This window comes from Enterococcus hermanniensis, assembly GCF_001885945.1.
GTDB lineage: Bacteria > Bacillota > Bacilli > Lactobacillales > Enterococcaceae > Enterococcus_A > Enterococcus_A hermanniensis.
The window spans coordinates 237,299-261,309 of record NZ_JXKQ01000004.1; the positions used below are offsets into that span (position 1 = coordinate 237,299).

At 36.1% G+C, this 24,011-nt stretch carries 22 protein-coding genes and 1 other annotated feature; of the genes, 15 read left to right on the top strand and 7 right to left on the bottom strand.

Annotated features, from left to right (window positions below; all coding sequences use genetic code 11):
• Positions 1-18 precede the first annotated feature (18 nt).
• Together sdaAA and sdaAB are read right to left on the bottom strand one after the other, a co-directional pair.
• Positions 19-903, bottom strand: a complete 885-nt coding sequence (gene sdaAA / locus RV04_RS06565) for an L-serine ammonia-lyase, iron-sulfur-dependent, subunit alpha (RefSeq protein ID WP_071857668.1) — start codon at positions 901-903, stop codon at positions 19-21.
• A 78-nt stretch (positions 904-981) separates the two neighbouring features.
• A complete protein-coding gene (sdaAB, locus tag RV04_RS06570; RefSeq protein WP_071857669.1) occupies positions 982-1,656 on the bottom strand; it encodes an L-serine ammonia-lyase, iron-sulfur-dependent subunit beta in 675 nt (224 codons plus the stop codon).
• 298 nt (positions 1,657-1,954) lie between these two features.
• Between sdaAB and rplK the strand changes: the two genes are divergently transcribed.
• From rplK to RV04_RS06620, 10 genes are all read left to right on the top strand, one after another.
• Entirely contained in the window at positions 1,955-2,377 is a 423-nt protein-coding gene (gene rplK / locus RV04_RS06575; protein WP_071857670.1) for a 50S ribosomal protein L11, read from the top strand.
• Between the two features lie 105 nt (positions 2,378-2,482).
• Entirely contained in the window at positions 2,483-3,172 is a 690-nt protein-coding gene (gene rplA, locus RV04_RS06580) for a 50S ribosomal protein L1 (RefSeq protein ID WP_071857671.1), read from the top strand.
• A gap of 55 nt (positions 3,173-3,227) precedes the next feature.
• Positions 3,228-3,354 (top strand) — a sequence feature (ribosomal protein L10 leader region).
• Positions 3,355-3,397: 43 nt separating this feature from the next.
• Entirely contained in the window at positions 3,398-3,898 is a 501-nt protein-coding gene (gene rplJ / locus RV04_RS06585) for a 50S ribosomal protein L10 (protein WP_071857672.1), read from the top strand.
• A 51-nt stretch (positions 3,899-3,949) separates the two neighbouring features.
• Complete coding sequence (rplL, locus tag RV04_RS06590; protein ID WP_071857673.1) at positions 3,950-4,318, top strand: 50S ribosomal protein L7/L12; 369 nt, start codon at positions 3,950-3,952, stop codon at positions 4,316-4,318.
• 329 nt (positions 4,319-4,647) lie between these two features.
• On the top strand, positions 4,648-5,445 hold the full coding sequence (locus RV04_RS13535; protein ID WP_245791063.1) for a helix-turn-helix domain-containing protein: 798 nt from the start codon (positions 4,648-4,650) through the stop codon (positions 5,443-5,445).
• An 80-nt stretch (positions 5,446-5,525) separates the two neighbouring features.
• Complete coding sequence (locus RV04_RS06600; RefSeq protein WP_143139493.1) at positions 5,526-9,074, top strand: hypothetical protein; 3,549 nt, start codon at positions 5,526-5,528, stop codon at positions 9,072-9,074.
• A gap of 37 nt (positions 9,075-9,111) precedes the next feature.
• Positions 9,112-10,500 (top strand): hypothetical protein, encoded by a 1,389-nt coding sequence (locus RV04_RS06605; RefSeq protein ID WP_071857675.1) that lies wholly within the window; start codon positions 9,112-9,114, stop codon positions 10,498-10,500.
• Between the two features lie 31 nt (positions 10,501-10,531).
• Positions 10,532-11,602, top strand: coding sequence for a hypothetical protein (locus RV04_RS06610; RefSeq protein ID WP_071857676.1), 1,071 nt, complete (start codon positions 10,532-10,534; stop codon positions 11,600-11,602).
• A gap of 302 nt (positions 11,603-11,904) precedes the next feature.
• Complete coding sequence (locus RV04_RS06615; protein ID WP_071857677.1) at positions 11,905-12,306, top strand: organic hydroperoxide resistance protein; 402 nt, start codon at positions 11,905-11,907, stop codon at positions 12,304-12,306.
• A gap of 229 nt (positions 12,307-12,535) precedes the next feature.
• Positions 12,536-13,189: an MIP/aquaporin family protein gene (locus tag RV04_RS06620; protein ID WP_071857678.1), complete on the top strand. Its 654-nt coding sequence runs from the start codon at positions 12,536-12,538 to the stop codon at positions 13,187-13,189.
• 48 nt (positions 13,190-13,237) lie between these two features.
• Here RV04_RS06620 and RV04_RS06625 read toward each other — a convergent pair whose 3' ends face one another.
• Positions 13,238-14,578: an amino acid permease gene (locus RV04_RS06625; protein ID WP_071857679.1), complete on the bottom strand. Its 1,341-nt coding sequence runs from the start codon at positions 14,576-14,578 to the stop codon at positions 13,238-13,240.
• Positions 14,579-14,992: 414 nt separating this feature from the next.
• On the opposite strand from RV04_RS06625, the gene RV04_RS06630 reads away from it, so the two are divergent.
• Entirely contained in the window at positions 14,993-15,235 is a 243-nt protein-coding gene (locus tag RV04_RS06630; protein WP_071857680.1) for a GlsB/YeaQ/YmgE family stress response membrane protein, read from the top strand.
• Between the two features lie 38 nt (positions 15,236-15,273).
• On the opposite strand, the gene RV04_RS06635 is transcribed toward RV04_RS06630, so the two are convergent.
• Positions 15,274-16,215, bottom strand: coding sequence for a 2-dehydropantoate 2-reductase (locus RV04_RS06635; protein ID WP_071857681.1), 942 nt, complete (start codon positions 16,213-16,215; stop codon positions 15,274-15,276).
• 191 nt (positions 16,216-16,406) lie between these two features.
• Between RV04_RS06635 and RV04_RS06640 the strand changes: the two genes are divergently transcribed.
• From RV04_RS06640 to RV04_RS06650, 3 genes are all read left to right on the top strand, one after another.
• Complete coding sequence (locus RV04_RS06640; protein WP_071857682.1) at positions 16,407-17,465, top strand: DUF871 domain-containing protein; 1,059 nt, start codon at positions 16,407-16,409, stop codon at positions 17,463-17,465.
• Positions 17,452-18,348 carry an N-acetylmuramic acid 6-phosphate etherase gene (murQ, locus tag RV04_RS06645; RefSeq protein WP_143139494.1) on the top strand — a complete coding sequence of 299 codons (897 nt, stop codon included), beginning with the start codon at positions 17,452-17,454 and terminating at the stop codon, positions 18,346-18,348. Before RV04_RS06640 ends, murQ begins: the two co-directional genes overlap by 14 nt.
• A 71-nt stretch (positions 18,349-18,419) precedes the next feature.
• On the top strand, positions 18,420-20,369 hold the full coding sequence (locus tag RV04_RS06650) for a glucose PTS transporter subunit IIA (protein ID WP_071857684.1): 1,950 nt from the start codon (positions 18,420-18,422) through the stop codon (positions 20,367-20,369).
• A 51-nt stretch (positions 20,370-20,420) separates the two neighbouring features.
• Here the strand turns inward: RV04_RS06650 and RV04_RS06655 are convergent, their stop codons facing one another.
• The gene (locus tag RV04_RS06655; RefSeq protein ID WP_071857685.1) at positions 20,421-21,272 is read right to left on the bottom strand and encodes a MurR/RpiR family transcriptional regulator; all 852 of its coding nucleotides are present in this window, start codon (positions 21,270-21,272) and stop codon (positions 20,421-20,423) included.
• Positions 21,273-21,419: 147 nt separating this feature from the next.
• Between RV04_RS06655 and RV04_RS06660 the strand changes: the two genes are divergently transcribed.
• On the top strand, positions 21,420-22,055 hold the full coding sequence (locus tag RV04_RS06660) for a VTT domain-containing protein (protein ID WP_071857686.1): 636 nt from the start codon (positions 21,420-21,422) through the stop codon (positions 22,053-22,055).
• A gap of 14 nt (positions 22,056-22,069) precedes the next feature.
• Here the strand turns inward: RV04_RS06660 and RV04_RS06665 are convergent, their stop codons facing one another.
• On the bottom strand, positions 22,070-22,882 hold the full coding sequence (locus tag RV04_RS06665; protein WP_071857687.1) for a metallophosphoesterase: 813 nt from the start codon (positions 22,880-22,882) through the stop codon (positions 22,070-22,072).
• A gap of 79 nt (positions 22,883-22,961) precedes the next feature.
• The gene (locus RV04_RS06670; protein WP_071857688.1) at positions 22,962-23,972 is read right to left on the bottom strand and encodes a LacI family DNA-binding transcriptional regulator; all 1,011 of its coding nucleotides are present in this window, start codon (positions 23,970-23,972) and stop codon (positions 22,962-22,964) included.
• Positions 23,973-24,011 lie beyond the last annotated feature (39 nt).

The window sequence follows — 24,011 nt, forward strand, 5'->3', positions numbered from 1 at the left end:
CTGTTTGTTTGAATTAATTTAGACCGTTGCTTTTTCAGGTTCACCAAAAACTTGACGTTGCAAACGAAGACCGGTAGGCGTAGTTGCTACGCCGCCTTCCGCTGTTTCTTTGAAGATTTGTGGCATTGCCCGACCAACTTTATACATGGCTTCCACGACTTCATCGGGTGGAATCACACTTCGGATACCAGCTAAAGCCATGTCGGCAGAGATAAAGGCTTGGGATGCGCCCATGGCGTTTCGTTTGACACAAGGAACTTCCACTAAACCAGCGACTGGATCACAGATAAGACCCATCACATTTTTTAATGTAATCGCTAAAGCATTGGCGGCCATTTCCGGATTTCCGCCATTTGCAGTGACTAAAGCTGCAGCAGACATTGCGCTTGCTGAACCGACTTCCGCTTGGCAACCGCCTTCGGCACCTGAAATTGATGCGTTATTGGCCATAACTAAGCCAAAGGCACCGGCAGTAAATAGAAAATCAAGTTGTTGTTCGTGAGATAGATGTAATTTTTCACGGGCTGCCATCAATACACCAGGTAAGACACCCGCACTTCCAGCTGTCGGTGTTGCACAAACTAAGCCCATTTTAGCGTTGACTTCATTTACAGCGATCCCATTTCGGACTGCTTTTAAAATAGTATCTCCACTCATGAATTTACCGCTCTCGATATAATCATTCATGCGTTTTGCATCACCGCCAGTGATTCTTGTTACCGATTCGACACCTTGGATGCCTTCTTCGATGGAGCTTTCCATGACTTCAAGATTACGCTCCATCAACGCGATGATCTCTTCACGGGTACGATCAGTTAGTTCCATTTCAGTCGTGATCATTAATTCGCCGACCGATGAATAATCCTTTGCTTGTTCAATAAGCTCTTGGATTGAATAAAACATGGGGATTCCTCCACTTCTAAGTGATATATGATTTTTATGTCTCATGTAATGAAATAATAAGAATAAATCGAATAATTTCTATTTAAAGTAAGTAACGCTTAATACATCATCTTCGCATTTAATTTGTTGTCTCAAGCCTTCTGGATCTTCCGGTGTATCATCGATTTCTAAAAGTACGATACCGTGCTCACCCCTAGTTTTTCTCGTCATCGTTACTTTACCGATGTTCAATCCATGTTTCATAAAGATAGTAGAAACGCGCGAGAGTAGACCAGGGACATCTTTATTAATAATGATATAAGTCGGACTTCCCATTGAAAGAGAAATACTATAGCCATTCATCTCAGTAATTTGGATGTTACCACCACCGATAGAGACACCAGTGATCGACATCTCTAGATCACCTTTGATCATTCGTAAGGTTACTGTATTTGGGTGATCTGCAATTTCTTTTTTAGGAACAAATAAAACTTCCATGCCTTGTTCGTGAGCAATTTTCAGTGAGTCGGATAAACGAGGGTCGTCAGGTTCCATACCTAAAATACCACCCACTAGAGCGATATCTGTTCCGTGACCACGATAGGTTTTGGCAAAAGATTCATATAAATCAAATTCAATAGAGTCAGGGCGTTCCCCAAAGATCATGCGGCAAACTTTTCCGATCCGCGCAGCGCCTGCGGTATGAGAACTACTAGGGCCCACCATTACTGGACCAATAATGTCAAAAACACTTCGATATTTTAAAACTTCCATTATTTTAAACCTCCTTAATTTATCCGATGAAAATCCTCATCAAGTCAATCATAGTGTAACATACACGTTTTCAGAAAATAGTAAAATTAATAATTTATTTTGTTATTCTCATAGTAGTTAAAGAGATTGTGAAGCGTTTTATTATTGTCAAAACATTTAAACAATGGATGCTGACGCTTGCAATCGATGAATAAATTTGCTAAAATACCAAAGTGTGTCTTCGCACACATGGTTTTAAGTGGGAGGAGAAATTTTGATCTCCAATTAACCACATCACGGACTCAAGGAGGTTTGTCTCGTGGCAAAAAAAGTAGAAAAATTAGTTAAATTGCAAATTCCTGCAGGTAAAGCAACACCAGCTCCCCCAGTAGGTCCTGCACTAGGTCAAGCGGGTATTAACATCATGGGATTCACAAAAGAATTCAATGCTCGTACAGCTGATCAAGCAGGTTTAATCATTCCAGTTGTAATCTCTGTATATGAAGACCGTTCATTTACATTCATTACAAAAACACCGCCAGCTGCAGTATTATTGAAAAAAGCTGCAAACATTGAAAAAGGTTCTGGCGAACCAAACAAAACTAAAGTTGCAAAAGTTACTAGCGATCAAGTAAAAGAAATCGCTGAGTTGAAAATGCAAGACCTAAACGCTGCTAACGTTGAATCAGCAATGCGCATGGTTGAAGGAACTGCACGAAGCATGGGTATCACTGTCGAATAATTTTTCGCAGCCCCCAAGAAAGTAGCTTCTCAGTTGGCTCCCTATCTAAAGATATGGAACACGTGGGAGGTTCTACCGTTATAACCACATCAAGGAGGAAACAAAATGGCTAAAAAAAGCAAAAAAATGCAAGATGCATTAAAAAAAGTTGACACTACTAAAGCTTACTCAGTTGAAGAAGCAGTAGCATTAGCAAAAGAAGTAAACTTCGCAAAATTTGACGCAACGGTTGAAGTTGCATACAAATTAAGCGTTGACCCTAAAAAAGCAGACCAACAAATCCGTGGAGCAGTTGTGCTTCCAAACGGAACTGGTAAAACTCAAACTGTTTTAGTATTCGCTAAAGGCGAAAAAGCAAAAGAAGCAGAAGCTGCTGGCGCTGATTTCGTTGGCGACGACGACATGGTTGCAAAAATCCAAGGTGGATGGTTTGGCTTTGACGTTGTTGTAGCGACACCTGACATGATGGCTACAGTTGGTCGATTAGGACGTGTGCTTGGACCTAAAGGTTTAATGCCTAACCCTAAAACTGGTACTGTAACAATGGATGTTACAAAAGCGGTTGAAGAAGTTAAAGCTGGTAAAGTAACTTACCGTGTTGACAAAGCTGGTAACGTTCATGTTCCAATCGGTAAAGTATCATTTGATGATGCTAAATTGATTGAAAACTTTAACACAATCAACGAAACTTTAGTAAAAGCAAAACCTGCAACTGCTAAAGGTCAATACATCAAAAACATTTCATTAACAACAACATTTGGACCTGGTATCCATGTTGAACAAGGTTCTTTCTAATTTAATTTATAAAAAAGACTTGACTCGACTAACTTATCTATGGTAAGTTAGTCGAGGTTAATTATTAACTGTACCGAAGACAGTAGGCGACGTAAGTCTTAATTTCCTACCGAGGACGTTTATTGAGAACATTCAATAGTCCCTCTATGTCTACGGTGGCATGGAGTTTTTTTGTATCTATTTACACTAAACTCTCCCCATCAAAATCAGGAGGTGAAATATATAATGAGTGAAGTAACAATCGCTAAAAAAGCTGCTATCGTTGATGAAATCACTGAAAAATTCAGCGCAGCTGCTTCAGCTGTTATCGTTGACTACCGTGGTTTGACCGTAGAACAAGTAACTGAACTACGTAAACAATTACGCGACGCTAACGTTGAAATGAAAGTTATCAAAAACTCTATCTTAGTTCGTGCCGCTGAAAAAGCTGGTTTGAACGGATTAGAAGACGTATTCTCAGGACCTACTGCTGTAGCGTTCAGTAACGAGGATGTCGTTGCTCCAGCTAAAATTATCGACGAGTTCGCTAGTTCAGCTGAAAAACTTGAAATCAAAGGCGGTATCATTGAAGGAAAAGTAGCTTCTGTTGAAGAAATTACTGCTCTTGCAAAACTACCGAACCGCGATGGACTTCTTTCTATGCTTTTATCTGTTCTTCAAGCGCCAGTCCGCAACGTGGCTTACGCTGTGAAAGCAGTCGCAGAAAAAGAAGACGAAGTAGCTTAATTGCTGCATAAATAAAAAAATAAAAACTTACCTAAACGGAGGAAATTTAAAATGGCATTGAACATTGAAAACATTGTCGAAGAACTTAAAGGCGCGACAATCTTAGAATTAAACGACTTAGTTAAAGCTATCGAAGAAGAATTTGGCGTAACTGCTGCTGCTCCTGTAGCTGCTGCTGGTGCTGCTGCTGGCCCTGCTGCTGAAGAACAAACTGAATTCACAGTTGAATTAACAGCTGTTGGCGATCAAAAAGTTAAAGTTATCAAAGCAGTTCGTGAAGCAACTGGCTTAGGCTTGAAAGAAGCTAAAGCTGTAGTTGATGGCGCTCCTGCACCAGTTAAAGAAGATGTGTCTAAAGACGACGCTGAAGCACTTAAAGCTTCTTTAGAAGAAGTTGGCGCAACTGTAACTGTTAAATAATTTTTCTGAATTATTTAGAGACTAGAAACCTTGTTAAATCAAGGTTTCTAGTCTTTTTTTTGTGCTATCTTTCGACATTGGTGAGTAGGTATTTTTTCTAGTTTTTCTTTTAGTAAAAAGAGATCACTGATTTTGATAGGCATAAACATTTTTCTTTCTAATGTACGAATTCATATATGTTTTTGCTCAAAAAGAAAAGTCCTCTACGACTACTATGATATACGTGTGTTATGCTGTATATGAAATCATATAGGAGGATAGAAGTATTTGGATTACTACAACTGAATAAGGATACAGTTGGCGTGCTGTTGAAATAGATCAAAGATGAAATGAATATTTCATTTACAGAGTTTGGCAGCTGTTTAGGATTAAACAAGCCAACGATCAGTTCGTATGTCCAAGGATATAACTTAGCTCCGCTCGAGGTAATCGAAAAAATCTCGAAAATCAGTGGACGATCGGTGGGCTGGTTTTACTTCGGTGATATAGAGGAATACATTGCGGATTATTTTACCTTAAAAGGTCAGGGTGAATTGATCAAAGCCTATCCAGAAGTGGTGAACCAGATCAAAGAAGAATTCTTCACTGGCGATTTTAAAAATCCAGGATGGGAAAATGAAATCGGTTATCCGGGAGAGGAATTTATTGATGATTACTTCGAGGATATTTTGCCAGAGATCATGACTCGTTATGTATCCGATATAGTGAATGAACAAGTTGCGAGTTCGGAAAAATTGAAAGAACTGACTGACAAAGAGAAAGAAGAGGCAACGGTAATTATTGCTTCGGATACAAACGATTTTATTCAAATGAGCGGCGAAATAAAGCTTGGCGAAAAAGAGAAGATTGTTGAGATGTTAAAAGGTGGAATCGATAACCTTGATAGAAAAGGAGCGATTGAATTCTCAGAACAATACTTGATAGGTAAATTGATCAATATGCTAGGCGACGATGAAGCGACAAAAGAGATGATCTCTGATTTATCACAAGATATGACGGATAAATCCTTTTCTACTCTTTTTAGTGGAGAAGAATTGGTGGAGATATTTCAAGCTATGCGACCAGCCTTGATGAAGTTGTATGCCGAGAAGACACCTGATGATGTTTATAAATGGTTTGAGAATTAATGATTATGATTTGTTAGGAAGTGTGTTAAGAGTGAATAATACAAAAATAGAAAAAAAAGGCAGTCAGTGCAGTAAACGAATTGTTTTTGAATCAGTCTAGGAAAATTGATGCTAGTATTGCTTCTGGGGATAAAGGAATTTCATTTGATGGTAAAGCAATTCTCTTTTCCAATGAAGAAAATTCTAAATCATCATATTTGAGTAGTATACCTGTACAGGTGAAAGGTACAGAAGTGGAGTGTTTTTCCAGATCGGTAGCAAAATTTTATGATTTTGATAAGGATACTTTCAAAAATTTTCAATATGAAGATGGTGTAGTAATTTTTCTGGTTGAGATATTAAAAGAAAATCTAATAAAAACTAAGGTATTTTATTGTTTTTTGGATGCTAAAGAGTTAGAAATGATTTTGAACGAGTTAGGTGCTAGCGGTAATAATACAAGAGTCATTGAATTAGAAGAGTTAAGTCTTGAGGCGGATTTGGATGAGACGTTTAGTGAAATTGCAATAAGGCGGAAAGTATATGGATTTAAAGATGCTAAACTCGACTCATTTCTAAATAGAAACTCATCAATCGAAATATTTCAAAATGATTTTGATAAAAGTGTAGTTGAAGACTCAAAAAGAAGTATCCAATTATTTGAATATAAAAATCCTGATTCACAATTTAATATTGATTTAAAGGCAAAAATGATGGAAGTTCTATCTCAAGCAATTCTATTTGATACTTTTAGATTAGCCGAAATCTATGGAAAAATAATTAGATTAGAGTTATTAGAATTATTACCTGAAGAAAATAGAAATCTAGCATTATTGATTAAGGCAAGATATTTAGCCTCGAATGAGGATTATAAATCCGCTAGAGAAGCTTTGAGTCAAGTTAAAAAAATTTCAGAAACTATTGATAAGGTATATGACTCAATCTTTATTGAGGTAAATTTTGATAGTTATGATTTGGAAAAATTATTTGTAAAGACGACTTTATCTTCTGATAAACAGAATAAGTACAAAGCTAAATACTATTTAAAAAATAGAATGATAAGTATATTTTGGGAGCTAATAGGTACTCACCAAACTGACAGTAGAGATTGGCAATATCTAAAAGGCGAATATTTCTTATCAATAGGTAATTCTGAAGCGGCTTCTCAAATTTTTTCTCAACTTAATGAAGAATCATTTATGATAGAGCTTAAGTATAAGGAACTTTTTTCAGATTTTTCATTAATAGCAAGCGGTAGTTTTTTCAATTTTCAGAAACTAACTGAGGAAAGCAATTCTAAAATAAATCTATTAATAAAGGAAATTGAATTTTTAAGAAGAAAAATTGAAAAAAAAGAGTTAATTGAAATGCCTGGGTTAGAGGATTTATATTTTGAGGCCAAAGTTTTTTTAAACCCAGAAGAAGGACTAAAAACTATAAATAACTTATTAGCGAATGAGGAAAAAAATACAACAAAAAAATATCTTTGTGAATGGAAAATAAGAGCGCTCTATCTATCGACAAATTATGACGAGGCATTAAACTATTTAGATCAATTATCAAGTGATTTTGAAAATACTAATATGATTATGTTTAGGATTTTGCTGTTGACACGAAAATCTTTTTATAAAGACGTTTTAGATTATATAAGTGGTTTTTTTTCATCAAATGAAAGTCTAGGAAATGAGAGACTTTTTGGATTTATGACACACATGTACTTAAGCAATGTTAGAAATTATCAAAATATTAAAGAGGAAGATTTTGATAATGTTATTCAGGATTTGGTGAGCAAATATCAATTAGATTTACCTCTTCTACTTGATTTAGAGAATACTCGTAAAAAAAAGGGATATAAAAATTATGGAAATTCATTTGAATCAATCAAGATTCAGTTTTGCAAATATCCCGATGAAAGAAAAATGGATGATATAGCTGCATTCCTGCTTCAAAATAATGAATTGGAACTAGCCCAAAAACTGTATTTTGATATGTGTAAAGTTAATAAACAAATTGGAGATGAAATAATAACCGCTTTGTATCTATTTAATGGAAAAACCAAAGAGTGTTTGGATGTGCTTGGAAATTATTCTGATACTGAGCTTTCCGACAAAATGCTTGCCTACAAATCCGAAGCTTATAATAGATCGAATCAATATAGGGCAACACTAAAACTCTATAAAAATAGACGAGGGCATTTTGATGACTTTTTAGGACAAGTGCTAATTGCTAAAATAGAGATGAATGATAAGACAGACATAGAAGCAATAATCGACAGAGGTATGAAGTCTGTAAATACTATTTTTGAGATTAATAGTGCGTTCGCACAAATAAAATTTGGTATAAATGTTAAAAGAGGATTTCAAACTATTGAAAAATTCGTTCTAAAAGACCGATTTAATAATAGTGAATTGAATCTTTCTATAATTCAAAGTGCCCTAATTGAAATTAAGGAAAAGACAACGTTAGATACTTATTTTGATGTCGACCTTAGTTGGTTTAAATTTAAAACTAAAGAGGGGTTTCGGGAGTTAGTTTTAGTGCCTAGCGAATGGAATATTTCTAATTTTGATAATCTTGAATTTCAAGGAACAAATTCAGACTTCAAATTGTTGATGCAAGGTATTTCGATTGGTGATTATGTGGAATTTGAAGATGAATCAATTATGCTCATAGAAGTAAAGCCACTTTCAACTTTTATAGTACAAAAAGTAATGAATCGAGAAAGCGGGGATATTGGCAGTGGGAAACCACTTACTTCATTTAGTCTAAATCTAGAAGGCGGGAGTATTTTGGATGAATTTACTAATGTGTTAAAGGGGTTTGACAGAACTGAACAACACAATGAAATTAAGAATTTATATCATCAATTTCATGCTCCCTTCATTTACTCCCAAATTGTTTCTGAAACAGATATGTTTGAATTCTATTTACAAATTTTTAATGATAAAAGCTCTATATACTATGTTGGAGATGAATTATCTTATGATTCAGAAGTTGATTATCAAATAAGTATTTCATCTATTGTTTTTTTGGCTAGTTTAAATCTTCTCTATATAATAAAGGAACATCAAAATATTTTTATTGAAGAAACTCAAAAAAAATGGATTGAAAACGTGTTTTCAAATAATCTGAGTAGTAAAGTTTTCGGAAGAGTGGGTCTACTTAATAATGAAGAGCTATTCTTAAACGAAAAGAACGATGAACAAAGAAAACAGTTAAGTAACATATACAGAAATGTTGCCTTGACAACTCGAAAACTAAATTTTGATGATATCGGAGAGATTGATTCTAGAATAAATCATATTTTCTTATTTGATGAAAGTAGCATTCAAGCAGCTGTTGATTATGGGAGAATTCTATTAAGTGAGGATGAGGCTATTCAAATCATTGGGAATGATGAGTTTAGTATAAAAGTGAGTAGTATTGGTATGTTGGTAAGTCAGCACTTCTTGGATATAGAAAAAAACGCAAGTAAGTTTTTGGATATACACATCCAAGCAATTGATCAAAAAAGTGCTTGGAGATTACAAAGGAGTACCCTTAATAAAATTACTGATTTAGTCGAAAATTCTGCTGATATGACATTGGTTAGGAAGTTTAATAATTGGGGGATTTCTTATGTAAACTATTTTAGTTCTGAAAACTCATAGTACATTTATTAAATATGCGTAAAGGAGAAAAATGTTCATGATACTTATGTTGAAAGATGCTTTGAAGAATTCACTTTCTAAAGACAATATAAGAATAAATGTAGAAAAATACCTCCAGGAAGGATTCATGGCTGAACAGTCCTCGCAAGAAATAAAAAGCAAAGTGTTATTATTTCAGAGATATTTAAATCTAATAGCTGATGATAGTAGCTCGGATATTACAATAAGGATAACCAAGGAAAATGAGGATTTATCTGAGAAATACGTGCTACTAATTGTAAGAGATGGAGTAGAGGTAATCTTTGACATTAATAGAATTTCTCTTGATGAAATTCTTCTAGGGTCAGTTGAAGGATATCAAGAAAAAATTGAAGTCATTGGAGATATAATCTCAATATTAATGAATGAGAAATATCTGAAAAATTACACTGAGATAAATGAAAATTTAAACAGTGATCAACCAAACGATATGCAGAAGGTCTATTTAAAAAATTTTACGAATAATTTCAATACCTGGAATTTTTTTGAAAATATTCGTTTACCTGATTTAAGCAACACAAAAAGAATGGTTTCAATTATTGTAGATTCATTAAAGGATTTTCAAGTAAAAATGGAACCTGTTATCCAAACAATGAAGATTATGACAGAATCAATATCAAAAGCAATTTCGTCTATTGATTTCGAAGGTTGGGTTAAAAATATGAAGGAAGCAGAGAAAAGAAAACTTTCCCGTTTCCTTCAATATGATTGGTATTTCCCGATTTTCTTACTGGAAGATTTACCTATTATTTTTGAGTTTGAATCGGCTTCAGAAGCCAATAGAACAGCAATAGAATTATTAAATGATTTTAAAGTTGAACATGGATATGATTTAAATGATTTTATTCCTAAATCTTTGAAAACATACAAGGAGTTAATACAAATAGACTATCTTTTGAATGTACAAATGTATAAAACGACTGTTATATATTGTCTTGAAAGAATCGAAAGCCGAATTAAACAAATGCAACAAAATGAGAATTCAAAGATACAGTATTCCAAACTGAAGGTTGGAAAAGGTGGATATGATTATTACATGAATGTACTTAAAGAAGAAAGTGACTATCTTGATGAGTTGGTATCTAAAATCACCATTGATCAAAAAGTTCATCTTTTTGATAGGTTTGTTGAAGGGATGGAGTATAAAAATGAGCAGGGTGAATATCCGCTAAATAGAAATTTATTTCTACACGGATTTGTTGATGATTCCGAAGTCAACGAAATAATGGCTAAGAAGGCTATTCTGGCATATGGGTTTTTTGAGTCACTTTTTCTGTTAAAATATAAACCAAAAGAGAAAATTAGACGTGTGAATGGAAAATCTGGCAGAGCAGTGAGTTTAGCCGATTCCAATTCTTGTAAAAGACGCGGGTTTAGTACAATTTAGTTGTTGATTAACTTGATAAGGAGGTTGTCAAATGGATAAATTACTTCTACAAACATCATTAAAAGTGGTGACAATGGGTTTCGATGATGAATTTAGAATTGAGAATGTGGATTCTATATTAGTAACTAGAATTAGACGCTTCCTAAATCGGATACATAATCAGAAAGCAATAAAAATTAATTATTCGGATGATGGTAAACAGGAAAATACAGTTATTTCCTTTTTTAGAGGGTTTAGTCCGAGTTTCGATTATGAAGATACCGGTGATGGAAACTTTGAGAGAGCCAAAGCAGATTATTTTCAAAAGTTATTTGTAGTCGGCGAAAAGGGGCCAGCGTATCGGGAAAATATAACATATGAAGGAATAGGCCCCTATTTTAAAAATAATCCAAACATAAAAGATTTAAACGAATTATTACTGTTTGTCAATACAAGGTTAGAAAGAAACAATTTTGGAAGTATTGAAATGAGTGAATTATTATCTTCTATAAAAAATGATCTTGTTTGTGGCTATATGTTTTTATTAAATTTGTGTCACAATATTGGAGGAGCATGGGAAGATAAAGCTAGAAGTCCTTTCGTTTCAGGTGCATATGGAGAAGATGGATTTAAAAAGGCACTCCAATTTGCACGAGGTAGACAAGAAAGAAAATATTCATATATTATTTGGGGATTTATCCGTAAAAATGATGATGAAAACTATGTAATTGTAAAAGAATTAGCAAAAAGAATGGGTACGTTAGAGGTTCAATGGTATGAGGATATACATTCAGAAATAATTATTAAGGACGGAATTTTCCCACATAACATCTTAGGTGTTTTTGTGATAGATAATGAAACAAATTCGAAAGAGTTTATAATAAATCCATTCCTATATCAATTATTTCATGTAAATAAAAGTAAATCAAAATATCAACTTTCAGGTTTAACAGAGTATGTTTGTCAGAATGGGCTTCCAATTGATCAGAACGATTTTGAAATATGTGCAAGTTCATTAGGTTATCAGTCTTATGGTTATAGACTACGTGATGGCTATATCAGAGCAGGAGCGCTCGGTGATGAGCCGAATCAAAACCTACCCCGGAATTATGATTTTTTGTAAGAGATATATGAAGTCTTACTATTTCACTTACTACTTTTGACATACTGGCGATTTTTTGACTATCTTTTTGACCATCCTTTGTGGATTTTACGAGGTTTTATCAGAGTTTTTCTTTAATCGAAAAATCCATAAATACCATTCTAATCAGCAATAGGAGCTACTAAGCACCTAATTTACCAACACAGTAAAATAATCAAATTCAAAAATTTCTTCGTTTTGACTGGATTGTGAGCAGTATTTTTGTATTCTAAGTTGTAACAGCTTACACTTATAGTCAGAAAGAATGAAAGGAATGATGGATTTTGAAAAAAATGTACGAAACAGCAATGATTAATCATGGAGGACGTACTGGAGACGTTCAAGCACCAAACGGCAGTATGAAAATGAAGATTGAGCCACCTTCAATTCACGCGGAAGGGACAAACCCTGAACAGTTATTTGCGGCGGGGTATGCTTCATGTTTCAATGGTGCAGTCCATCATATGTTAAAAGAACATAACATCGAATCAGATGCAGAAGTAAAAGCACGTGTCTCATTGTATCAATTAGATGAAGGCGGTTATCAAATCGGTGTAATTTTAGAAACGTCTTTACCAGGTGTTGAAAAAGAAGAAGCACAAAAAATTGTTGAAGAAGCACATGATTATTGTCCATACTCAAAAGCAACTCGTGGAAATATTGATGTTGAAGTAGAATTGGTATAGTCCTTAGTTTTAAAACAGTTTAGAATTGAATCCTTCTATGCTTGTTTTCATCTTTTTTGAAAGCAAATATAGAAGTTTTTTTATTTTTCAATAACAGGCTTAATATATCAAATTTATCCTTTACTGTAATAAAAAAGAGAATAAAATAAGAGGAAATAGATTTTACTTTACAAAAAATAGCGAATTAAATAGAATAAATTTCTAAATATTTGTAAAGGAAGATGGAAAAATGAGAAAATACATTGCGGAGTTTTTAGGTACCTTTATGTTAGTCTTTTTAGGTACTGGTACAGTGGTGGTTGCTAAAGGTGGCACACTAACAATTGGTTTAGCTTTTGGACTTGCGATCACAATAATGGCCTATGCTGTTGGAGGTATTTCAGGCGGAAACTTTAATCCTGGTGTGACAGTTGCTATGATGATCAATAAACGTTTAGAAGTGAAAGATGGTATTTTTTATATAATTGCCCAATCATTAGGTTCTATTGTGGCTTCAGCTATTTTATATGTTTATATTCATGCGTTAAAATTACCTAGTGACGGGTTTGGACAAAATGATTTTTCTGTTATTAGTACTGCTCAAGCATTTGGTGTTGAATTATTGGCGACATTCTTATTCGTATTTATTATTTTGATGGTAACAAGTGTGAAATATGGAAATGCTATGATGGCACCATTAGCAATTGGACTTGCATTAGCATTTTTGATTATCGTAACGCTAAACTTAACCGGTGGCTCATTAAATGCTGCTCGTAGCTTAGGACCAGCATTATTTGCTGGTGGTACTGCTCTTTCTCATTATTGGGTATACTTAATTGCGCCAACATTAGGTGCAGCTATTGCAGCTTTTGTTGCTAAATTTATGGGTAGTGAAGAGAAATAAGACCAATAAAAAACCTTCAAGAAGTTGAATACTTCTTGAAGGTTTTTTTTAAATCTTATCAGAGACTATTTCAGGATTCTTTTTGCGATAGCTGAAGAAAATTATTAAGTAAATACATGCAGTGAAGAGTGTCACTCCAATGGTATTGTTCATTAAAATTCCGATGAAGATTAACGCTAAGACGATAATGACTAATCCACTGAAGAAGCGTTCGATGGCACTTCCTTTTTTCATAGCCAAGACGAAGGAAGCAACACTGATCAACATCCAAGTCAACAAGACAGAGTAAGACAATGATCCAACTAAGTAATTAAATAATTTGTCTCCTAGGAAGTAAGACAAGATAACACCAATATAAAGTGTTCCAGTGCAAAATAATACGGCACGTTGAGGGACTTGGTGTTTATTTAATACAGCTAATTTTGAAGTAAAACCTGTATTTTCTTTTACTCGGAAATACAAAGTTCTCGATGATGCATAAACGCCAGAATTGATTGAAGAAAATAGCGCTAAGACGATAACAAAGTTTACGATATCCGAAGCAAAAGGAATATGCATTTTTTGGAAGACCATTACGAATGGGCTAACACTAGTACTTGCTAAAGCATCCCAACGGTAGATGATCAAAAGTAAAATCATTGGAACGATGTAGAAAGAAATGATCCGTCCCATCACACCTTTGATGGCTTTAGGTATAGCAGTTTTAGGGTCTTCTGTCTCACTGACAGTGATAGCGATCAATTCAGAACCACCATATGAATAAATGACGACGAGTAAAGAATTAACCAAACCTTTTAGTCCATGAGGAGCAAAACCGCCATGACTAGTCATACGAGAAATCGTACTACCAAAACCAATATTAAAGATTTCATGACCGACTAAGTAAACACCAAAGACGATTAAAATGATGATCACCGCAATTTTGATGAAAGCCAACCAGTATTCTGTTTCAGCAAATAAACGAACTGAGTACAGATTAATCAGTGTTGTTAGCATTGCAAGAATCAAGACAAAAATCCATGAAGGGACGTTTGGAAACCAAAGTTGCATAAAACTAGCTGCAGCTACAGCTTCGGCAATAATATTGATCATCCACAGCGACCAGTACAACCAATCGATAAAGTCCGCCGTTCGATCGCCTAAGTAAGGTTTGATGATGCCAGACAAGCCTTGAATATTGTCGCTACTCAATACAAGACGCCCTAAACCGTTCATTACGATAAAGAGAACCAGCCCGCCGAGTAAAAAGGCTAAGATAACGGAAGGACCAGCAATTCCGATTGCCTCTCCGCTCCCTTTGAATAGCCCAGCTCCGATCGCACCACCTAATGCTAACATCATGATGTGGCGTGAAGTCATTTGTTTTTGTAATTTATTTTTATTTTCCATCTGTTTCCTCATTTCTAAATAGCGGGAATAATTTGTAGATTTGAAATATTCTGATAATTATTTGATTATAATACCAAAATATTCTGACAATTCCAGTTTATTGAATTTTTTTTCATTTAATTTTCATTCAAACAAAAAAAAACGATAATTTTTTCTTATTAAGATTAAAATTATTATTATTTATGAAAAATAATAGAATTTATTTTTAAATATGAAAAAGAAAAAAATTATCAATCAAACGATAGCGTTAAAAAAGTCATCTTGTACTTGAAATGCTCTTTTATACGGAAAATCATGTAAAGTTTCAGAATAATTTATCAAAAAGGTTCTATTTTGAGCAAAATAATGGAAAAATTTTTTGATTATCTGTAACATAAAAGTGTAATCATTTTATATAGAAAGAGGGGAAGAATAATGGGTTGGTTATGGAGTTTAATCATTGGAGCTGTAATTGGTGCAATCGCTGGTGCGATCACTAAGAAAGGCGGATCAATGGGATGGATTGCTAACATCGTTGCTGGTCTAGTTGGATCTGCAATTGGTCAAGCATTGCTTGGATCATGGGGCCCTAGCTTAGCTGGTATGGCACTAATTCCTTCGATCATTGGTGCAGTAATCGTTGTTGCAGTGGTATCATTCTTTATCGGAAGATCGTAGCAATTATTCTTAACAAAAAAAAGCGCTTAGGCGCTTTTTTATTTTGCATTTAATAATTCTTCTTTTCCATGAACTAATTGAGTTAAAAAGGCGCAATAAGGCGTTTGAATTTGATATTTTTGCCCTTTTTGCCAAACAGCTCCGTTAATGTAATCAATTTCCGTTTTTCGATGATTACGAATCAGATCCTGATACATCGAAGGATAATGAAGCCCTTGTGTTTTTACATCATAAGTGGCTTCGACTGCTTCGATCGCTTGTGCTTGATCAAGTTCGATCCCCTCTGCTTTAGCCACAACGGCAAATTCTCCGATAATGGTTTCGATCAATGTTCGTGCCATGCTCATCGAACCGAATTCTGCAATATTGCAATCTAAAATAGTACATAATCCATTTAAGGTTCCATTGATACAAGCTTTTTTCCAGATCGAGTAGCGAACGTTGTCACTATAGATAGGATTTAAACCAGCCTGCTTGAAAATATCAATGACTTTTAAAGTGAAGTCTTTTCCTTCAGGTGCTAGGTTTTCCATTTCGATACTACCTGTACCAACTAATTTAGCATGACCAGGCCCTGCTAGACCAGCAGTCCAAGTCGTGGTACCAAAGATAATATTTTGTTTGGCTACAAATTTGGACAATGTTTCTTCGTGCCCTAAGCCGTTTAATAAACAGAAGACAAATGTATCTTTACCAATGATGGCATTTATATCTTTAAACATCGCCTCTAATTGCATTGATTTAGTCAATGCAATAACTAAATCGACATTTGTATGTCCTTCAACAATTTCTTCTGGAGAGTAGATCGGCAGTTTAGCAGTGATGGTTTGATCTTCAAATTCGCCAATCAATCCTTTTTCCCGAATTGCCTGAATATGTTCCGGCCAGCGGTCAATTAAAACAACCTCATTGCCTGCTTGGTGAAGCATCAATCCTATTCGGCTTCCCATCGCACCTGCTCCAGCAATTGCAATTTTCATAGTAGAAATTCTCCTTTCGATTACCAATCCATAGTATACATAAAAAATAGATAAAAAGGGTAGTACTCAGACTTCAAAGAAATGTTATTTCATAATAAATAATATTTTTATGAAATAGTATTGCGTTTTTTATTTTTTGTGGTTATAATCATCTCGTAAAGTTAAACGGTTTCATTACGAGGAGGTTGCTCATGTTTGGATTCTCAATTTTCTTAAATCAAGAGTTATCAACTGAGACAAAAGATTATATTAAAAAAATGGCAAAAAATGGATTTTCGGGAATCTTTACGTCTCTACATATTCCGGAAGATGATGTTACTCAGTATCGTAAGCGCTTGATTGCTTTAGGCGAAGTTGCTAAGGAGAATCAGTTATCAGTAATGGTAGATATTTCTGGTGATGCATTGAAGCGTGCTGGTTTTTCCTTCGATCGAATCACAGAATTAAAAACTGCAGGCATTACGGGACTACGGATGGACTATCATATCAGCAATCAACAAATCGCAAAATTATCTCAAGAAATCGACGTAGCCTTGAATGCTTCAACGATTACTGAGGAAGATATTGCAGAATTAAAAGCCGCAGCGGCTGATTTTACTCATTTAGAAGCATGGCATAATTATTATCCACGCCCTGAAACGGGATTAGATAAGACTTGGTATCAAAAGAAAAATCAATGGCTGAAAACTCAAGGATTTGCGATCCAAGCATTTGTACCAGGAAATAAAAATTTTAGAGGTCCTTTATACCAGGGATTGCCGACTCTTGAAGAGCATCGCCACCTACATCCATTAGCGGCAGCGCTCGATTTGCTCACCGATACTGATAAAGTTTATCTTGGTGATAGCGGAATAAGCGAGCGTGTTTTAAAACAGTTTTCTTCATATATAAAAGAAAAAGAACTAGTTTTACATATGGAGGCCCTAAATGAACAAAGTGAATTCGTTTTAGGAAAACATATCAATCGACAAGATGAAGCACGTGATGTCATTCGCAGTGCCGAAGCTCGTTTTAAAAATATCCCACAGGTCGACGCACTTCCGGCAGTGGAACGGACTATTGGTGCGGTAACGATTGATAATGAAAAGTATTTACGGTATATGGGAGAGATCCAAATTGTAAAACAAACCTTACCGGCAGATGAAAAAGTAAATGTTGTCGGTCACATTACAAAAGCAGATCAAGCGTTGCTTAGAACTATCAGCGCAGGACATAAATTTAGTTTGGAAAGAGTGGATAAAAATGATTAATTTAGAAAATTTAACAACAGAACGTAGAAATGAAACAACTTTTGGTTTAGATGAAATGAGTGTGAACCAAGCAGTCAAATTAATGAACCAAGAAGATCATAAAGTAGCAGCTGCAGTAGCAGAGCAATTACCACAAATCGAAAAAGTCGTTGAGGCTACCATTGCTGGTTTTAAAAAAGGTGGGCGCTTGATTTATATGGGTGCTGGAACTAGTGGACGCTTAGGAGTGTTAGATGCTGCAGAATGTGTGCCGACATTTGGTGTGGAACCAGAAATGGTTGTCGGGCTGATTGCTGGTGGTGAAAAAGCGATGACTGTTGCAGTAGAAGGGGCAGAAGATGACGCGGAGCTTGGCGCTCAAGATTTGAAGGACCTACAATTAAATGATCGTGATGTTGTGGTCGGAATCGCAGCGAGTGGACGGACACCTTATGTGATCGGCGGTTTGGATTACGCCCGTTCGATTGGTGCTGCAACCGGAACAGTCGCTTGTAATAAAGAGGCCGAAATCAGTAAACATGCTGATATGCCGATTGAAGTGGATTGTGGGCCTGAATTTTTAACTGGCTCAACACGTTTAAAATCTGGAACAGCACAAAAATTGATCTTGAATATGATTTCAACGATCAGTATGATCGGGATTGGAAAGGTCTATAATAATCTAATGGTCGATGTGAAACCAACCAATGAAAAATTAGTTGAACGTTCGAAACGAATCATCATGCAAGCGACCGAAGCCGATTATGAGACTGCAGCGCGCTATTTCGAAGCAGCTGAACAAAATGTTAAACTAGCGATCGTCATGATTTTAACAAATAGCGACAAAGCAGCAGCAAGTGAAAAATTAGTCCAAGCAGAAGGCTTTGTTAAGAAAACTCTTTAAGCAAAATGATAAAACTGGAACGATGATTGAAAAAATAATGCTCGAAGCAATGATAATAAGGAGTGAATGAGATGGCAAAAGAAGAATTGACATTGAACCAATTAGCGAAAGAAATCTATGCTGGTGCTGGTGGCATGGAGAACGTCCAAAGTGTTGTCCACTGTATGACCCGAGTTCGGATGAGTGTACGAGATGATGCCAAGGTAGATCAAGCAAAATTGAAAAGTATTCCCGGTGTTTTAGGTGTCGTTGATGATGAGCAGTTACAAGTAATCATCGGTCCGGGAAAAGTCAATAAAGTCGCCAAAGAGATGGTCGATCTAGCGGGTGTTGAGCTAGGAGAAGAATTGCCACATGGGACCGGTAAAGATCTGGTGAATGCAAAAGCTGCAGAAATGAAAGCCGCACAAAAAGCAAAACAAAAAAAGTCACCGATTAAAGCTGTTTTAAAAGATATTTCAAATATTTTTGTTCCGATGATTCCAGCATTTGTAGGTTCAGGGTTGATTGCTGGTGTCGCAGCGATTATGGCCAATTTGATTACAGCTGGAACATTAGATGCAGCTACATGGCAACAATTTGTCGATGTCTTGAACATTCTGAAAAATGGGATGTTCACATATCTAGTCATTTATACTGGGATCAATTCTGCTCAAGTTTTTGGTGCTAATCCTACATTGGGTGGTGTGATCGGGGCAGTCGTTATGCTGACGGGAATGAATCCAGATGCACCGATCAAAAACTTGTTTACTGGCGATGCATTAGCTGCCGGTCAAGGCGGAATTATCGGAGTCATTTTCGCAGTATGGTTATTGTCGATCATAGAAAAGAAATTGCATCAAATTATTCCAGATGCGATTGATATTATCATCACACCGATGGTCTCACTATTAGTGGTTGGACTGTTGGAAATTTTCTTGATCATGCCCTTAGCAGGTTTTATCTCAAATGGCATGGTTGGTGGAATCAATTGGGTCTTATCAGTCGGTGGTGCATTTTCCGGATTTGTATTAGGGGCATTATTCCTTCCAATGGTAATGTTTGGCTTGCATCAAATTTTGACACCGATCCATATCCAAATGATCGGCGAAACAGGGATGACTTTGCTATTGCCGATTTTAGCTATGGCCGGTGCTGGTCAAGTAGGAGCAGCATTAGCTCTTTGGATTAAATTACGTAAAGACAAAGAATTAACTGAAATGATCAAAGGTGCGTTGCCAGTTGGTATTTTAGGAATTGGAGAACCATTGATTTATGGAGTGACGCTACCATTAGGGCGCCCGTTTGTGACCGCTTGTGTTGGTGGTGGGATTGGTGGTGCAGTGATCGGAGCAATCGGTGGTGTTGGTGCGATTGCGATCGGACCTTCTGGAGCAGCCTTGATTCCATTGATTGCGAATGGTCGTTGGTGGGGCTATGTCCTAGGATTGCTTGCAGCTTATGCTGGTGGATTTGTTGCAACGTATTTCTTTGGTATTCCAAAAGATAAATTAGCAGAACAACAATTAGCAGAAACAACTGTCTCAGCTGAACCAATGGTTGAAAATAAAGTTGCGGCTCATGCAATAGATGTTTTTACCGCAGTTGCACAAGGTGATGTTCATCCATTAGAAGATGCTGCTGATCCAGTATTTGCTGAAAAAAAGATGGGCGAAGGGTATTTTGTTGAACCAACGAGCAACGAAATTTTTGCGCCGGTAGCTGGGAAAGTGTCAACAATCTTTCCGACGAAACATGCGATCGGTATCACGACAGACAGTGGTTTAGAAGTGTTACTTCATATGGGGATCAATACAGTAGAATTAGAAGGACAACCGTTTGAGATACTTGTAACCGAAGGCCAACATGTGACACCGGAAACCAAAGTTGCAACGGCTGATTTAGCAGCGATCAAAGCAGCTGGTAAAGGGATCTCAATGATGGTTCTGGTTACTAATATGAATGATGTCGAAACATATGTCTTGGAAAAAACGGGTAAAGTAACTGCTACAACAGAAGTCTTCAAAGCTAAAACAAAATAAAAATGAAAACGAAGGACGTAATTAATCGTCCTTCGTTTTTTTGATTGTGGATTAAAAATATTTTTTTCGGTATTCTTGTACGACTGCTCGTGTAGTATAAATTTTTTCAGCATGTTCTTTATTACGGCTAAGATAGACATAGAATAATAAATCGACAGTAATAAATTGAGCCAAAATCGAATCAGTTGCCGCACTACGATAAGTAGCTTCAGTTGGTCGAGATGTTTGAAGGCAGACATCAGAAAGTTTAGCTAAAGGATTTTGACCAAATTGAGTCAAAGTGATGATTGGAATGCCTAGATCCTTGGCCGTTTCTGCTAATGCCAGTAGTTCAGAGGTGAGTCCCGAATTTGAGACCAACCAAATTACGGCCTCTTTTTGATGAAGCACTAGTTGGGGCAAAATCGTATTGTAATCGGGTTCGCTAATGATATTTTTTCCTAAACGACTCCATTTTTGAACGATATCAGTAGCAGTTAGATTGGAGGCCCCGATTCCTAAGACGTAACAAAAGTCTTTTTCTTCAAGTAATTGACAGGCCTGTAAAAATTCTTCTTCGTTGAAGAGTGCCGTCGTTTCATCAATCGTATAGCGAGCGTTGCTAGCTAGTTTATTTTTCAAGGTATGAAAGGATTCATCTTGGCTGACATCGCTATAGGTATTATTACTTCGCTGCTGCATCGTTTCGGCAGAAAGCTCGATTTTAAGATCGGTCAAGCTATTAAACCCCATTTTTTTTGAAAAACGAACCACGGTTGGGGCGCTTGCGCCTGAAGCTTCAGCAATTTCGGTGGCAGTCATCCCCGCAGCCTTTTCACTATTCTCACGAATGAATAAATAAATTTTTTTTTCAGCAGTCGACATATCATTTTGCATGCTCTGCATATGAGAAAGAACGCTCATAAAAAAACTCCTTTTGTTCTTTTTTGTTATTATACCACGTTACTAATAAAATTTATTTTTTCTATAGAAAGACGGATCAAACTTTCTTTTTTTGTGAAAAGTCGTATGATAGAGGAGACTTTTATTTTTAAGGAGTATGAAAAAAATATGGCTTTGATCGATTTTATTTTGCATATTGATGCCCACATGGTCTCGTTGGTGCATCAATATGGTTTGGGTATCTATCCCATTTTATTTGCAATCGTCTTTATTGAAACAGGGGTTGTAGTTTTTCCGTTTTTACCAGGAGATTCATTTTTATTTGCTGCCGGTGCATTGACTGCTTTGGGTGGAAGTGTCTTGCATTTACCCTATGTGATCGGTATTTGTGTTATTGCAGCGATTTTAGGTGACACGATGAATTATTGGATTGGGCATACTTTAGGAGTGCGTGCACTTTATCATAGTCCAATATCGCGGTTCATCAAAGAAGAGAAAGTAAAAGAAGCTGAGAACTTCTTCAACGAGCGTGGAAAATGGACAATCTTCTTAGGACGTTTCATGCCGTTTATTCGGACGTTTATTCCTTTTATTGCAGGATCTAGTAAAATGCATTGGGGAACTTTCTCAAGATTCAATATTTTTGGTGCGATTGTTTGGGGAACGGTTATTACTTTGGCAGGCTTTTTCTTAGGAAATATTCCAGTAGTCAGTGATCACTTCTCGTTGATCATGTTGATGATCGTCTTTATTTCGTTGGTTCCAGTCTTCATTCCTTATATCAAACAAAAAATCAGTGCTTAAAAAAGGATCGGAAATTATTCCGATCCTTTTTCTATATGAAAATAAAGAATTTCTGGTGGCACGCGGAAGCGTAACGGAGGGCCGGTCGTTCCTAAGCCTGTGTTTACGACTAAACTTGTAGTAATCGTGAGTGGATAAATGCCTTTATCATAGATTTTTGATCCATAATTTTTATAAGGAAAAAAAGGAAACCGAATTTGTCCCCCGTGACTGTGTCCAGCTAAAATCAAATCGAAAGAACTGATATCAGCAATGTTTTTTACTTGATCAGGTTCATGGATCATCAGAAGTGAAAAGGACGCAGGTAAAGTTTTTACAGCATAATCAGGTGTTCCTTCTTGCGCATCATCGATTCCGGTCAAACTAATCCCATCTACTAAAATAGATTGGTTTTCTAATAGGGTGAAGCCACCGTCAAGCAACATTTTTTTTACGACCGCCGCACCGTCAGAACGATAATCATGATTTCCTAAGATGGCAAATTTACCAACAGAAGCTTGAATCTTTGCTAATTGACGGCTGATTGCTGTGCAGTCGTGTGTTTGCCAGTAGTTATAATTTTCAATCAAATCACCGGTAAATAAAACAATCTCTGGTTGAGCCTGATTCAATTGAGTAACGATTTTAGTAAATCGCTCTGGCTGATAAAAAGGAGAAAAGTGGCTATCACTGATTTGAGCAATCGTGTATGTAGAAGATTCGCCTTTTTTTATTGATAATTGAGTATTTTTTTCTACTAGGAAATGTTTTTCTACTAGACGATACGTTTGATAACGACAATAAATAATCGAGGCTATTAGTATGACTATTAAGCAGAGAACGATCATTTTAACAATCCCTTCTATTTTTTCATAGTATAAATTAAAAAAATGACCACCCACAAGTTGGACTGGTCATTTTTAACGATTACTTAAGCGCACGAACTGTTTCGCGTTGAATCAAACGGTGGGGAACGACTAATTGAATTCCACTAGATGGTTCATGATTGATTTGTTCTAATAATTTCTCAGTTCCTAATTTTCCTAGATCCGTCACATCGATATCGATCGTAGTCAGGTAGGGATGGACCAAAGTTGCAAAAATTGAATTGTTAAAGCTGACGACCGAAAGATCGTCAGGAACAGCATAGCCATGTAGAGTTGCTAGTTGGATCATCCGCAAAGCAAAAATATCATCAATGATGACCAAGGCAGAGGCTCCTGTTTGACCGATAATTTCTGGGAAGCTTGTGTAGTCTTCGGGCTGTAACATCGTTACTGCGGGATGCGTTGGTAACCCTGCAAGCATCAATGCTTCTTGATAGCCAAAGTATCGTTCAAAGAAAATCACTTCTTGGTCGACATTACTGACAAATAAAATATTTTTATGCCCTTTTTCAATCAAATATTCTGTTGCTTGTTTTCCTAAGAGCTGGTTATCATTGTCGACATAAATAATATCAGCCTCTCGTTTTGCTGGACGACCGATTAAAGTAAAAGGGACTTTCTGTTGATATAAATATTCTGAAATAGGATCGTCTTTTTCTGAGTAAGCGAGAATAAAACCATCGACTTGTTTTTGGCGATGCATTCGTTGCACGTTCTCTAATAATGCCTCACTATTTGCGGCAGATGCTACCGCAGTAGCAATCTGAAAGCCCGCCGCCGTTTCGTTGATTGCATTGAGTAATTCTAAATAGAGCGGATTGCCTAATCGTTCTTGCGAGTCCAAAGGCGGCAAAATCACGCCAATGGTATTTGCCCGCTGAGTTCCTAAATTTCGTGCGGTAGCATTAGGAAAATAATCCATCTCTTCCATGATTTTACGAACTTTTTTCTTTGTTTCTACTGAAATACTGGGATGGTCATTGATCACCCGAGAAACGGTAGAAGGAGAGACGTTGGCTCTTTTTGCGACATCTTTAACCGTTGGTATCATCGTTTCCCCATCCTTTCTTTCTTAATGTAATTTATGAGC